Annotated in this window: 12 protein-coding genes; all 12 read right to left on the bottom strand. The window is 61.2% G+C overall.

Annotation, left to right across the window (positions count from 1 at the left end):
- Nucleotides 1-1,175 precede the first annotated feature (1,175 nt).
- Nucleotides 1,176-1,667, bottom strand: a complete 492-nt coding sequence (locus V7773_RS02120) for an Lrp/AsnC family transcriptional regulator (RefSeq protein WP_336072095.1) — start codon at nucleotides 1,665-1,667, stop codon at nucleotides 1,176-1,178.
- 92 nt (nucleotides 1,668-1,759) lie between these two features.
- Nucleotides 1,760-3,145 (bottom strand): aspartate aminotransferase family protein, encoded by a 1,386-nt coding sequence (locus V7773_RS02115; protein ID WP_336072093.1) that lies wholly within the window; start codon nucleotides 3,143-3,145, stop codon nucleotides 1,760-1,762.
- Nucleotides 3,142-4,629: an NAD-dependent succinate-semialdehyde dehydrogenase gene (locus tag V7773_RS02110; protein ID WP_336072091.1), complete on the bottom strand. Its 1,488-nt coding sequence runs from the start codon at nucleotides 4,627-4,629 to the stop codon at nucleotides 3,142-3,144. The genes V7773_RS02115 and V7773_RS02110 overlap by 4 nt, the downstream gene beginning before the upstream one ends.
- Before the next feature lie 227 nt (nucleotides 4,630-4,856).
- The gene (gene proX, locus V7773_RS02105; RefSeq protein ID WP_336072089.1) at nucleotides 4,857-5,882 is read right to left on the bottom strand and encodes a glycine betaine/L-proline ABC transporter substrate-binding protein ProX; all 1,026 of its coding nucleotides are present in this window, start codon (nucleotides 5,880-5,882) and stop codon (nucleotides 4,857-4,859) included.
- Nucleotides 5,883-5,954: 72 nt separating this feature from the next.
- Entirely contained in the window at nucleotides 5,955-6,773 is an 819-nt protein-coding gene (locus V7773_RS02100) for an ABC transporter permease (RefSeq protein ID WP_336072087.1), read from the bottom strand.
- Nucleotides 6,766-7,962, bottom strand: coding sequence for a quaternary amine ABC transporter ATP-binding protein (locus V7773_RS02095; protein WP_259195652.1), 1,197 nt, complete (start codon nucleotides 7,960-7,962; stop codon nucleotides 6,766-6,768). The genes V7773_RS02100 and V7773_RS02095 overlap by 8 nt, the downstream gene beginning before the upstream one ends.
- Nucleotides 7,963-8,141: 179 nt before the next feature.
- Nucleotides 8,142-8,537, bottom strand: coding sequence for a carboxymuconolactone decarboxylase family protein (locus tag V7773_RS02090; RefSeq protein ID WP_336072086.1), 396 nt, complete (start codon nucleotides 8,535-8,537; stop codon nucleotides 8,142-8,144).
- Nucleotides 8,530-9,342, bottom strand: a complete 813-nt coding sequence (locus V7773_RS02085) for an alpha/beta fold hydrolase (RefSeq protein WP_330212862.1) — start codon at nucleotides 9,340-9,342, stop codon at nucleotides 8,530-8,532. The genes V7773_RS02090 and V7773_RS02085 overlap by 8 nt, the downstream gene beginning before the upstream one ends.
- Nucleotides 9,342-10,418, bottom strand: a complete 1,077-nt coding sequence (locus V7773_RS02080) for an LLM class flavin-dependent oxidoreductase (RefSeq protein ID WP_177042695.1) — start codon at nucleotides 10,416-10,418, stop codon at nucleotides 9,342-9,344. The genes V7773_RS02085 and V7773_RS02080 overlap by 1 nt, the downstream gene beginning before the upstream one ends.
- An 18-nt stretch (nucleotides 10,419-10,436) precedes the next feature.
- Nucleotides 10,437-11,948 (bottom strand): aldehyde dehydrogenase, encoded by a 1,512-nt coding sequence (locus V7773_RS02075; RefSeq protein ID WP_336072084.1) that lies wholly within the window; start codon nucleotides 11,946-11,948, stop codon nucleotides 10,437-10,439.
- Nucleotides 11,949-11,970: 22 nt separating this feature from the next.
- A complete protein-coding gene (locus tag V7773_RS02070; RefSeq protein ID WP_294735979.1) occupies nucleotides 11,971-12,918 on the bottom strand; it encodes a flavin reductase family protein in 948 nt (315 codons plus the stop codon).
- Nucleotides 12,919-13,034: 116 nt separating this feature from the next.
- Complete coding sequence (locus tag V7773_RS02065) at nucleotides 13,035-13,634, bottom strand: amino acid synthesis family protein (RefSeq protein WP_336072082.1); 600 nt, start codon at nucleotides 13,632-13,634, stop codon at nucleotides 13,035-13,037.
- Nucleotides 13,635-13,756 lie beyond the last annotated feature (122 nt).

The raw sequence follows: 13,756 nt of genomic DNA, 5'->3' as shown, positions 1-13,756 counted from the left end.
CTACCATCGACATATAATAGTCATGGAGATAATTAAAGTCGAAGGTGTACTTCACTACGCTCGGCTAAATAAGCCCAATTTCAGTTGTTGAATATATGTCCTAATTTGGTAATTAAAAATAGTGGTATTTCAATAGATCGTTCTCCTGAGATGGTCGCTCAACGCCTAATCTCTCTATCGTAGAGTTGATTAGATAAGGACGTGCCCTGCATGACTGAGGGTTGACTAAAAACGGAGGGGATTTATCCGTAGATAAGTTGGCAGAATACAATGGGCAGACGCTAGGCACGTCTCCTGCCTCGTTGTGTACCTAGCGGATCTCAGCACAGCTCGGATCCGTATGACCTCATTTGTTTTGTAGGTGCGTTAGTCTCAATACTATAACTCTGTTTATCGGCCAGTTTACTGCTGCGCTATAAATGTAAAAAAACCCAGCGTGTGACGGCTGGGTAAAAAATGGAAACGTAGACCAAATCTGAGAGGAGCTAGCCTACGCAATTGATTCTATGAGACAACTGTGAAAAAAGCCACAATTAAAAAGCCCTGACTTTATATTTGCTAACGATAGAAGTAAAAAGTGGCGTGCTTTTTTATTTACTGATCGAGTGATCAGATGAGGTTGAAAGCATAGCTTGCAAACAAGTGTTTGATTCTTATGGTAACTGACTGTAATCACCATAAAATTTACCTTCTTGCAGTTCTTTTATCATGCAATCAGTCGTCTCGGTGAGTTTCGCTTATCAGATCATTTGCATGGCTTATGAAACCGTCTGACTGTACTGCTGTAGGGTTTCACCGAGAACCGAGTATGCGCTGATTACCAAGGCCTTTGATGACGTTGATTCTGCGTGAATGATCGGTGACATCATTGGCCGCATGGACATGGCGCTCGATAACAATCTATTCGACGTGATCGACCGGACATTAGCAACAACCTTGTGGCGGTTTTAGCAAGGGCACCATTATTATCCTCTGGTGTGTTGTTCAGCGGAATATTCAGCGCCAGCATAATTCTTTAGCGGCGGCGAAGTAAGTGGGGAGTATGCATGTCAGTTATGGCGATAACGTATTCGTCTGGCTCAACGATGATTTTATGCATGGTGGCGTGTCGGTTGTTGATGTATTGAAAGTGGTGGCTTCAAATTTTATGCTAAGTCATTTCTACCAAAAACATATTAGTTGACGGATGGTAAAGTGTTCAATATTTGGGTTGGCGAAGCCCCGCCGAGCTTGATAGTCTTTGTCACGATATAGGTGAAGTAACGCTCAATCGCCAAGTCTTCCAGCAGTAACTGGTCGATAAAGCGCTGGTACTGGTCGATGTCGGTGGCGCGGATCATCGCGATGTAGTCCACGCCGCCGCCGGTGGCGTAGCAGAACTCGACTTCGGGGGCGTCGCTCATGCGTTGTTCGAAGCGGCGCATGTCCTGGGCGGTGTGCCGGGCGAGGGTGATTTCCACCAGCAGTTGCTGGCTCTTGAACACCTGGTTCCAGTCGATCACGGCGCGGTAGCCCTTGACCAGGCCGGCGCTTTCCAGCTTGCGTACGCGTTCCCAGGCCGGTGTCACCGAGAGGTTGATGGCCTCGGCCAGGCTCGACTTGGTGATGCGCCCGTCCTCGGAGAGGATGCGCAGGATTTTCAGGTCATAGCGGTCAAGCTTGTGCATCGGGAGCGGACTCGGCAGGCGGGCGGGTAAGTATCAGGCTATCAGCTTAACCAGGGGTGAGGGAGCCTTGCTCCCTCACCACATTTAAAGCATCAGCCCAACACTTCCCCGGCCACCTGGTCGATCGCGCCCTTGGTGATGTCGACAATCAGGTCGGCCTCAGCCTTGGTCAGGATCAGCGGCGGGGCAAAGCCGAGGATGTCGCCGTGGGGCATGGCCCGGGCGATCATGCCGCGTTCCAGGCAGGCGGCCGAGACCTTCGGGCCCACTTTCAAGGCTGCATCGAACGGCGTGCGTTGCTCGCGGTCGGCCATGAATTCCACGGCGGCAAGCATGCCGTCACCGCGCACTTCGCCCACCAGCGGGTGGCCTTCGAGGGTTTCCCGCAGGCGACGGTTCAGGTAGCTGCCGACTTCGTCCGCATTGGCGGTGAGGTTTTCCCGTTCCAGGATATCCAGGTTGGCCAATGCCGCCGCCGCGCAGATCGGGTGCCCGGAGTAGGTCCAGCCGTGGCCCATGGCACCTTCGTGAGTCGAGGCTTTTTCAATCACGTCCCACACCTTCTCACCGATGATCACCGCCGACAGCGGCGCATACGCACTGGTCAGGCCCTTGGCGGTGGTGATCAGGTCCGGGCGCATGCCGTAGCGCTGGCTGCCCATTTTCGAGCCTAGGCGGCCGAAGGCGCAGACCACTTCATCGGCGATCAGCAGCACGTCGTACTTGTTGAGTACCGCCTGGATCGCCGCCCAGTAACCGGCCGGCGGCACCACGATGCCGCCGGTGCCCATCACCGGTTCGCCAATGAAGGCGGCGACGGTGTCGGGGCCTTCGGCGAGGATCATTTTTTCCAGCTCATCGGCGCAGTAACGCACGAACCCGGCTTCGTCCATGCCCGCCGGCGCCTTGCGGTACCAGTGGGGGCAAACGGTGTGCTGGATGCCCTGTTCCGGCAGGTCGAAATGCTGGTGAAACGCCGCCAGGCCCGTAAGGCTGCCGGTCATGATGCCCGAACCGTGGTAGCCACGATCACGGGAGATGATTTTCTTCTTCTGTGGGCGGCCCAGCACGTTGTTGTAGTAACGCACCAGCTTGATCTGGGTTTCGTTGGCGTCGGAGCCGGACAGGCCGTAATAGACCTTTTTCATGCCCTCGGGCGCCCAGTCCATGATACGGCTCGACAGCTCGATGATCGCCTCGGTCGAGTGGCCGACGTAGGTGTGGTAGTAGGCCAGTTCCTTGGCTTGCTTGTAGATCGCATCGGCGACTTCGGTGCGGCCGTAGCCGATGTTCACGCAGTACAGGCCGGCAAACGCATCGATGAATTCATGGCCTTCGTGGTCGCGAATACGGATGCCCGACGCGCTCTGGATGATGCGGCCCTTGAGCGCGCCGCTGGCGTGGTCATGGGCGTGGGTGGATGGGTGCATGAAGTGCGCGCGGTCTTGTTCGAACAGGCTTTCGAGTGCTTGGCTCATGGTTGCTCTCCTTGGAATTGGCCTTGGTGATGCAGGCAAAAGTATTTGGTTTCGACAAAGGCTTCGAAACCCTCGGCGCCGCCTTCACGGCCCAGGCCCGAGGCTTTCATGCCGCCAAAGGGAATCGGGTGGCCGGTGAATTTCACTCCGTTGACGGCGACCATGGCGTGGTCGAGGCGGCGGATCAGCGGGTAGATCAGGTCCAGGCGGTTGGAACAAATGTAGGCAGCCAGGCCGTATTCGGTGTCGTTGGCCATCTCGATGGCCTGTTCAATCGAGTCGAACGGCATCACCCCGGCGATCGGCGCGAAGTTTTCTTCGCGGTAGATGCGCATCTGCGGGGTCACGTCGGCGAGCACCGTGGGCTGGTAAAACAGCCCGCCCAGTGCATGGGCTTCGCCGCCCACCAGACGGTTTGCGCCCAGCTCCAGGGCATCGGCCACGCGCTCGGCGGTGACGTCGAAGGCGGCCTGGTGCATCAGCGGGCCGATGTCGACGTTTTGCTCCTGGCCGCCGATCAACGCCGGGCCGACCCGTAGCTCCCGCACGGCGGCGGCGAAACGGCTGAGGAATTCGGGATAGACCGAGCGCTCCACCATGATCCGGTTAGCGGCGCAGCAGTCCTGGCCGGAGGTTTGGAATTTGGCCTCCACTGCGACTTTCACGGCGTGCTCAAGGTGGGCATCGGCGCAGACAATAAACGGCGCATTGCCCCCCAGTTCCAGCGAGACCTTCTTCACGTCCTGGGCCGCCGCCTGCAATACCAGCTTGCCGACCCGGGTCGAGCCGGTGAAGCTCACCGAACGCACGCGGCTGTCCTGCACCAGGGTTTGCATGGCCATCTGCGGTTCGCCCAGCACTACGTTGAACACCCCCGGCGGGAAGCCGGCTTCCTCGGCCAGTTGCGCCAGGGCCAGGGCCGAGTAGGGGGTTTCATGGGCGGGCTTGACCACCACCGTGCAACCGGCGGCGAGGGCGGCAGCGGCCTTGCGGGTGATCATCGCCGAGGGGAAATTCCACGGGGTCAGCAGGGCGCACACGCCCACGGGTTCCTTGAGGGTGCCCAGGTGCGCACCGGGGATATGGCTGGGAATGTTCTGGCCGTACAGGCGCCGGGCTTCTTCGGCGAACCATGGAATGAAGCTTGCGGCATAGGCGATTTCGCCGCGGGCTTCGGCAAGCGGTTTGCCCTGTTCCTGGCTGAGGATACGGGCAAGGTCTTCCTGGTGTTCGAGGATCAGGGCCGCCCAGCGCCGCAGGATCGTGGCGCGGGCATCGAGGCTCTGTTCACGCCAGGCGGCGAAGGCGCGGTGTGCGGCGTCGATGGCGGCGACAATCTGGGGTTTTTCCAGCATCGGCACATGGCCGATCAGTTGCTGGTTCGCCGGGTTGTGCACGGCCATGGTGCTGGCACTGGCGCTGTGGACCCAATGGCCGTCGACGTAGCACAGGGCCTTGAACAACAGTGGGTGTTTGTAGGTCATCGGGTTCACTCCGGTTCGTCTGAGTGGGAGTAATGCTAGGGCAGGGGCGCGTGCGGGATTGGTGGTTTGGTGGGGGTGGGGCAGTGGGTTTTTTCTGATTGATGTCGCCCAAACAGGTTTTTTTTGCGGTGGGTGAAAATCAACTGTGGGAGCTGGCTTGCCTGCGATAACGATGTTGAATTCACCACCGCCATCGCAGGCAAGCCAGCTCCCACATTGAATGGGTGCTACTTCGCGGTTTTTGCGGTGGCTATCCAGCCGTCAAAGGTCGCTTTGTTTTCTTTCATCCAGTCCTCCGCCAGCTTGCGAATATTGCGTTCGCTGGAGCCGTCGGCGCTGATGGTTTTTTCCCAATAACTCCAGGTCGCCTGGGAGAACGTCATCTGCTCCACCAGCTTCTTGATCGCCGGATTCGCCGCGATGAACTGCTTGTTGCCGATCGCGTACCAGTTCCACGCCGCCATCGCCATGCGGCACGGATCGGCCCCGCCGGCACACCCGGAAACCCCGGGCGTGAGTGCCGACGTGGTGCTCGGCACATTGCCCGGCAATGCATCAAACGGCGTCGGCAACCACACCACGTCCTTGCCCGGCACCATGGTGTTGGTCATCCACGACGGCGCCCACGCATAGAAAAACACCGGCTCGCCACGTTTGAGGCGGGCGACGTTTTCGAACATCAGCGCTTCGTACTTGCCGCGAACCGGATTCACCGTGTCCTTGAGGCCGAATTTCTCGAGCTGGTAATCCACCACATCACCACAGCCCCAACCCGGGTCACAACTGATCAGGTTGGCCTTGCCGTCCTTGCCGAACAGCCCGGCGATTTTCGGGTCCTTCATTTGCTCCAGGCTGGTGATGCCGTACGCATCGGCGGTTTTCTTGTCGATCATGTAGCCGTTGTAGCCGGCGCCGGTAATGAAGCCTGCGCCCACCACTTCGGTGCGGTCCTTCACCTTGTCAAAGCTGGGTTGCAGCATCGGCAAAGTCACGTCCATCGACAAATCCAGGTCGCCCTGGGCGGCGGCGGGGAAGAACAGCGTGGTGTTCACGGTGCTCAACTTGCTTGCATAGCCCAGGCGCTTGGTGGCCTCGATCGCGATTTTGGTCAGTACGTAGTTGCCGCCGGTGCTCTCCGATTGCACGAAGCGGATGGTCTTGCCGGTGCCGGGTAAATCTTCGGCCCACACCTGCGTACTTGCCAGGTACAACACTGCTGCAAATCCAAGCAAGGCTTTGAATGGATGCATCATGATTTCCTCTTTTTTTTCTCGTTATGGTCAGGGTTGGCAGTCAACAACGGGCATTCATGATTTCTTGTATTTTTAAGCGTTTACCGGGTTCGGATTCAGCAGGCGCTTGAACAGCGACTTGCGTTTGCGCACCGTCGGCTGCGCCAGGTTCTGGGTGATGCGGTCGAGCATCATCGCCAGCAGCACAATGGCAATCCCGCCCACCGCCGCGCGGCCCACGTCCATCCGCCCCAGGCCTTGCAGCACCACCAGGCCCAGGCCTTCGGCGCCGATCATCGCCACCACCACCGACATCACCATGGCCGTGTCTGCACCAAAGGCGTGGCCGGCTTCCACCAGTTCGGTGTCGACCATGCGGATGCCCAGGTAGGTAAAGCGAATCAGAGGCGGGCAGGCGGAGATCACCACCGCCACTTCTCCCGACACAGTGCCGACACCAAACAGCATCACCACCGGCACCAGGTACACGAAGGTCGGGGTGGTTTGCATGATGTCGAGAATCGGCCGCATCACGCCCCACACCCGCTCACTGCGGGCACACCAGATGCCCACCGGAATGCCCACCACCATGCAGATCACAATCGCCGTGGTGATCAGCGACAAGGTGGTCATGGCCTCGTCCCACACTCCCAGCGCGGCGATCACCACCAGTGCCACGGCGCTGAACACCGCCACTCCCAGGCTCGCGGCGCGATAGGCGATCACGAACATCAGCAGCACCATGACCGGGAACGGGATCGCATGGATCACCGTGTCACTTAAGCCCAGCAAATGCTCCACCGGCCAGCGGATCGCCTGGAACATCGGCCGCAGATGAATCCCCAGCCACTCCACGCCCTGGCTGATCCATTGGTCTACGGGTAGAACCGCGAGGTCTTCTGAACTAAGCATGCTGTGCAACCTCCGCAGCGGCAGGGCGCGGGGCCGGGACGCTGGCTATGCAATCAAGAATGTGCGCGCTGTTGAGCGTGCCGACGAACAGCCCGTCGCCATCCACCACCGCCACCGGCAGGCCCGGCTTGAGCAGGCGTGCGGCTTCCACCAGCTTGGCGTTGGCCGGCACGCTGACGAACTGGCTCGACAACTGTTGCAGGGCGTCGGCGCCGCCGCCCACGGCCAGCAGCGCCGCCGAGTCCAGCACGCCGACGGCCTTGCCGCTGGTGTTGAGCACGAAGGCTGCCGAGCTTTCATTGCCCACCACCCGGGTGTCGCCTTGCACCAGCAGGGTGTTGGCTTTCTCCATGATCGAGCGCGCATCGAACAGCCGCGAACGGTCCACCTCCCGGGTGAACGCCGCGACGTAATCACTGCCCGGGTCCATCACGATTTCCTGGGGCGTGCCCTCGCGCACCACTTGGCCGTCGGCCATGATCGCGATGCGCGTGCCCAGCTTCAGGGCTTCCTGGAAGTCGTGGGTGATGAACAGGATGGTTTTTTTCAGGGTGCGTTGCAGGCGCAGCAACTCGTCCTGCATCTCGGTGCGGATCAACGGGTCGAGTGCGCTGAAGGCTTCGTCCATGATCAACACGTCAGCGTCGGTGGCCAGTGCACGGGCCAGGCCCACACGCTGGCGCATGCCGCCGGACAGCTCGTGGGGATGGTGGTCTGCCCACTTGGCCAGGCCCACAATGGCCAGCACTTCCAGGGCACGCTTGCGCCGCTCGGCGGCCGAGACACCCCGCAGCTTGAGGCCGAACTCGGTGTTCTCGATCACGGTTTTGTTCGGCAGCAGCGCGAAGTGCTGGAACACCATGGAGATGCGCGTGCGGCGCACTTCCCGCAACTGGTTTTCGTCGAGGGTCACCAGGTCTTCGCCGTCCAGCAGGATCTTGCCCGCGGTCGGTTCGTTCAGGCGGTTGATGCAGCGCGCCAGGGTGGATTTGCCCGAGCCCGAGAGGCCCATGATCATGTAGATCGCACCGCTTGGAATCGACAGCGATACGTTGTTGAGGCCGACCACGGTTGCGGTCTCGGCCAGGATCCGGTCTTTGCTGGCCCCGGCGGTCAAGAGCTGCATGGCTCTGTCGGGCGTCGAGGAAAAGACCTTGTAGAGGTTCTCAATCTTTAGTCGTTCGCTCACCAATTGCCTCCAATTGTTGTTTTGCAATCTGCGGAAAACTTCATCAATAGAAATTTTTGGGCTACTGGCAGTTAAAAATCTTCGAGCTATGACGACGCAAGGTGCAGTCGCAAAAATTTCTTGTTGTGGTGCCAAGGCACTTACAGCATGAGCGGTGTGACGAGTGCAAGGGTTGGCCGTCAACCGGTCGGTGAATCCGATGGAGCCATGCTTTCCCGGGCCTTGCGGGCCACGCGGAACGCCTCGACACCCGCCGGAACGCCGCAATACACCGCGATCTGCACCAGGGCGGCGCGCAGTTCGTCGTCGCTCAGGCCGTTGCGGATGGCACCGCAAAAATGCGTGCCGAATTCGTCCATGCGCCCCAGCGCCGCGAGCATCCCCAGGTTGAGCAGGCTGCGTTGCTTGAGGTCCAGGCTGTCGTCGGTCCAGACCATGCCCCAGCAGTACTCGTTGAGCACCGTCTGGAAGGGTCGGGAAAAGTCGTCGGCGCGGCCCAGGGCCTGGTCGACGTAGCTATCGCCCAAGACCTGGCGGCGCACGCTTTCGCCCTGGGCCTGCAGTGATTTATCCATGATGGGTCTCCGAGTCGGTTAGAAAATCGCGTATCAGGGCGGCCACCTGTTGCGGCGCCTCGATCAGAATGCAATGGCGCAGCCCCGGCAGAATCTGCAGTTGCGAACCCTCGATGCGCGCGTGCATGAACGCCGCCATGCGCGGGTTGGAGCCGGCATCGTCGGCGCCGGTGGCAATCAGGGTGGGGCAGTGGATCCGTGACAGCTGTTCGCCGAAATCCGACTCGGCGAGGATGCGATACGCCGCGGCATAACAGCCGGGGTCGTTCTCGGCATTCAACTGACGCAGGCGGGTGACGGCCTCGGGATGGCGTGCCTGGAAGTCCTCGGTCAGCCAGCGCGACAACGACGCCTCGTAGTGGGCCACGGGCTCCCCGGCCTGCAACGCGGCGAGGCGTGCCTGCACCCGCTCGCGCTCCTCGGCGTTACGCCCGGCCACAGTGGACAGCAGCACCAGACGACGCACCCGCGCCGGATGGGTCAGGGCCATGCGCTGGGCGATCAAACCGCCCAACGAGAACCCGGCCAGGTCGAACTGCTTGAAACCCACGTGATCTGCCAGGGCCAGGGCCTCGCCCACCAGGTGATCAATTTCATAACGCCCGGGTGTGCGCGACGACTGGCCGTGGCCGCGCAGGTCGAAGGTCAGCACGGTGAACTGCTCCTGCAAATCGGCCACCGTCTCGGCCCACGCCTCGAGGCTGGAGCCCACGCCATGGATACACACCAGCGGGCGCGGCCCATGCCCGTCCAGGCGATAGTTGAGCGTGACGTTGGCCACGCTGAAACGTTGTGCCTGGCCCATCACGCGCTGACCTTGTCGCGTTGTCTGGCGCGTTCGCGCTCGGCGAAGAACGGCATCACTTCATCGATGAACAGGCGCAGGGTCTGCTTCTGCAATTCAAACGGCAGGTTGAAGGTCAGGCCCAGGCAATACTGGTCGACACCGGCGGCTTCGTAGTCGAGCAGCTTTTCGATGATCTCCTCGGGGGTGCCGAACATCAGGTTGCGTCGCAGGTTTTCCGGGTTGTAGTTGTCTTTGCCGCGCACGCTTTCAAACGGCACCGGCTCCGGGAAGCCGTTGTGCACGGTGCCGATGTTCTGCATCAGGTTTTCGAAGGCGCGGCCAAAGTCCATGCTGTGCTTGACCGGCAATTCCCAGTCGTTGGCATTGGCGTACACGCAGGTACGGCGCTGCATCATGAAGCGCGGGCGCGGCACGTGGGGGTTGTCGGCCACGGCCTTGTTGAACTTCTCGCCGAGCACGGCGATTTCGGCCGCCGGCAGCGAGAGCGGGGTGGACAGGATGTTCGCGCCGATGCTCACCGCCCAATCGAAGGTGCCCGGGTCCCGCGCGGCGACCCAGATTGGCGGGTGGCCTTTTTGCAATGGCTTGGGCACCGCAGCGGTCTGCGGGAATTTCCAGTAGTGGCCGTCGTGGGCGTAGTCGCCGGTCCAGAGCTTTTGCACCGCCGGCACCAGTTCCTTCATGTAGCCCACGCCTTCCTGCTGTTGCAGGCCGGGGGTCATGCGGTCGAATTCGTACTGGTAGGAACCGCGGGCAATCCCGAACTCCAGGCGACCTTGGGTCAGGTGATCACACAGCGCCGCTTCGCCCGCCAGGCGGATCGGATGCCAATAAGCGGCGGCGAGGGTCGCGGTGCCCAGGCGAATGCGTTCGGTGTGCTGGCCGAGCCAGGTCAGGGTCTGGAACGGGTTGGGCGCGATGGTGCATTCCAGGGTGTGGTGCTCGGAGGTCCACAGGGTTTCAAAGCCGCCGGCATCGGCGATCTTTGCTAGCTCCAGCAGGTTGGCCATGACGGTCTGCATCGGCACGTCCGGCGAGAAGCGTTCCATGCTCAGGGATACGGCGAATTTCATAAGGTGCTCCTTGAATAATCAGCGCAGGCGAATGACGAAGGGGTCCTGCATTTCGCCGGAATAATCGATGACCACGTTCTTGGCCCGGGAAAACTCGCGCATCACGTCAAAGCCGCCGCGACGGCCATAACCGCTGTGTTTGAAACCGCCATTGGCGGACATGTAGGCCGAGCTGCGGTAGGTGTTGATCCACACCGTGCCGGCATCGATGCGGTTGGCAAAACGCAGGGCGCGATCGATGTTCTGGGTCCAGATGCCCGAGGCCAGGCCGTAGTGGGTGTCGTTGGCCAGGTTGAGCATTTGCTCTTCGGTGGTGAAGGGCATCACGCCCACTACCGGGCCGAACAGTTCATCGCGCATGAACGGCATGTCGTTGGTGGCGTTGGCCATCACCGTGGGTTCGAAGTACCAGCCTTCGGACAGGTTGGCCGCATTGGGGCGCTTGCCGCCGACCGCAATCTGCGCACCTTGTCTGGCGCCGCTGGCGATGTAGCCTTCGAGCTTTTGCAGTTGGGCTTGCAGGGCCAGCGGGCCGATGTCGGTGTGTTCTTCCATCGGGTGGCCGACGCTGATCTGTTGGGTGCGGGCCACCAGGGCTTCGACGAATTTGTCGTAGATCGGCGCCTCGACAAAGCAGCGCGAACCGGCCACGCAGCTTTGCCCGGCGGCGGCGAAGATCCCGGAGACCACGCCGTTCACGGCCTTCTCGATATCGACATCGGCAAACACCACGTGGGGCGACTTGCCGCCCAATTCCATCTGGCACGGCACCAGGTTGTTGGCGGCGTTGCCGGCGATGCGTCGGCCGGTGTCGGTGCTGCCGGTGAACACGTATTTGGCGATGTCCGGGTGGCGGGTCAACGCATCGCCGGTGACGGCGCCGTTGCCGGTGACTACGTTGACCACACCCGCCGGGAAGCCGGCTTCGATGATCAATTCGGCCAGTGCAAGTGTGGAGGCGCTGGCGTGTTCCGATGGCTTGATCACCACCGTGTTGCCGATGGCCAAGCACGGCGCGAGGGTGCCGGTGAGCAGCATCAACGGCGAGTTCCACGGGGTGATCATGCCGACCACGCCCAACGGTTCCCGGCTACTGTAGTTGAGCTGGTTGAGCTTATTGACCGGGATCACCTCGCCTTGCAGCTTGTCGGCCATGCCCGCGAAGTAGATGTAGGCGTCGGGCAGGGCGCTCATCTGGGCACGCATTTCCCGCAGCAGTTTGCCGTTGTCGCGGGTTTCCAGCAGCGCCAGTTCTTCGGCGTGCTCGGCCACCAGCTGGGCCAGGCGATACAACAATTTGCCCCGTGTGGTGGGCGTCATATTGCGCCACTGCGGGTCGTTGAAGGTCTTGTGGGCGCAAGCGACGGCGCGGGCGACGTCACTGGCATCGGCCTGGGCGAACTGGTACCAGGGCTGGCCGGTGGTGGGGTCGAAACTGTCGACGTAGGTGTCGCTGGCAGGCGCAACGAAGCGGCCGTCGATAAACAGGTTGAGGCGGTTGCCCTCAAGGGCGCTGACCGTGGTTTTCATGCAGGAGTCCTGTAGGTGTGTGTCAAAGGGGCGCGTTTTCGAGCATCGCGATGCGGCCGCTGGCGGCGGAGCCGGTGTAGATGCCGAACTGCTGGTTCTGGCGCTCGCGGGCATAGCGACGCACCACCGAGCGCAGTTCGTTGACCGGCATCTGTTCGATGGGCAACTCGTCCAGCGGGAAGACGCGCAGGGTGTCGGGCAGGCCGCTGTCGAACGGGCCGAGCTGGGCGCGGTAGATCAGGTAGCCGGGGTCGGTGTCGTCGACATCGAAGGCCGAGTACAGGAAGGTCGATTCCTGTTCCACCGGCAGCGAGCTGTTACCGGCGTCGATAAAGCCTTTGCGTTTGCCGGCCACCGGCAGCGTCCAGCCGCCATTGCCATCGGCGCGAAACAGGATCCCGCCGTCGGCTTCGATCAGGTAGCCGATGATCATCTTGTGGGAGTCCAGCCAACTGGCCGGCAGCGGGTCCTGGATGTTGGCGTAGCGGCCCCGGCAGAAACACAGCGGCAGCTTGGGGCTGGTGCCGAAGGCACGCACCTGGCCGATCAGCACCAGGTGGTCGCCGGCTTCGATGCGCTGGTGCACGCTGCAATCGAACCAGGTCAGGCTGTCGGTGAGGATCGGCGCGCCGGTGTGCACGGTGTCGTGGTTGACGGTGTGGAACTTGTCCGGCGACTTGGAGGCAAAGGTGCCTGAGACGTCGACCTGGCCTTCATGCAGCAGGTTGACGGCGAACTGTTCGGTGTTGGCGAACGCGGTGTAGCTGGCGGCGGACTTGCCCACGCACACCAGCAGCAGCGGTGGGTCGAGGGACACCGAGGTGAACGAATTGGCGGTCATGCCGCGTGGGTTGCCGTCGGCGTCATGGGTGGTGATGACGGTGACGCCGGTGACGAAGGTGCCGAAGGCCTGGCGCAAGGCGCCCGGATCGACGGCTGCAACGTTGGCGCTGATCACGGTGCTCGGCATCGGGGTACTCCTTTGTTCTTGTGGTGTTAAGCAAGCCTACGAGGAAGGGGACCCGTGGGCTTGCGTCGATTAGGAGGAACATGGATGAAAGTTTTGCTCGGATTGGCAGCGAGGCGTCAGTCCTTAGGCAGTTCCGCTTCCATCTCCGCCATATCCTGGTAGCGATCAGCAATCCGTGGGTGCGCACGGGAGCCGTCGCTGGCGCCGATAGCGATCAGCACTTCGTCGGGGCCCGGCGCATCGGCGATCTGGAAGTTGGCGGTGAGAAAGTGTGAGCGCTTGCCGGTTTCGCTCTTGTGCACCATCGGCAGCGAGAGCAGGGCGCCGGGGGCGTTACGGGTGTTGGTGAAGCTCAGGTAGGCGGTGCCTTCCACGGCTTCGCGAAACAGGTTGCCGAAGCGCAGGGTGTGGATCAGGCCCGAGGCGTGCTCGATTTCACCGTTGACCCCCACCGCCGCGGCCTTGCCGAAGGCTTCGACCTTGCCGCCGGGCATCAGGGAGATCAGGCGGCGGGTCATTTCATAACCCAGGCCCGGGGCCAGGCGCAGGATTTCCGGGCGCAGGTTTTCAACGAAGCCCTGGTCGGCCCAAGGGTTTTTCAACACCGCGGCAACCACGATCAGGGTGATGGGTTTGCCGGCGTCCTTGCCGCCTTCGATAAGGGTTTCTTCGATAAAGGTGCAGTACTTCCTGACGCCCAGATTTTCCAGATTCATGATGACTCGTCGCCCTTGTGGCTGTTGGTTGTGGCCTTAGGCTAGGAGCATCGGTGAACAACGTCTTCCGTGGTTGCAGAGTACAAATCCACTGGACATTGCTCTGAACCGGCGCAAGTATC

This window comes from Pseudomonas sp. 3JA, from assembly GCF_036961705.1.
GTDB classification, from domain to species: Bacteria; Pseudomonadota; Gammaproteobacteria; order Pseudomonadales; family Pseudomonadaceae; genus Aquipseudomonas; species Aquipseudomonas fluorescens_Q.
This window is presented reverse-complemented; position numbering and strand designations above follow the sequence as displayed.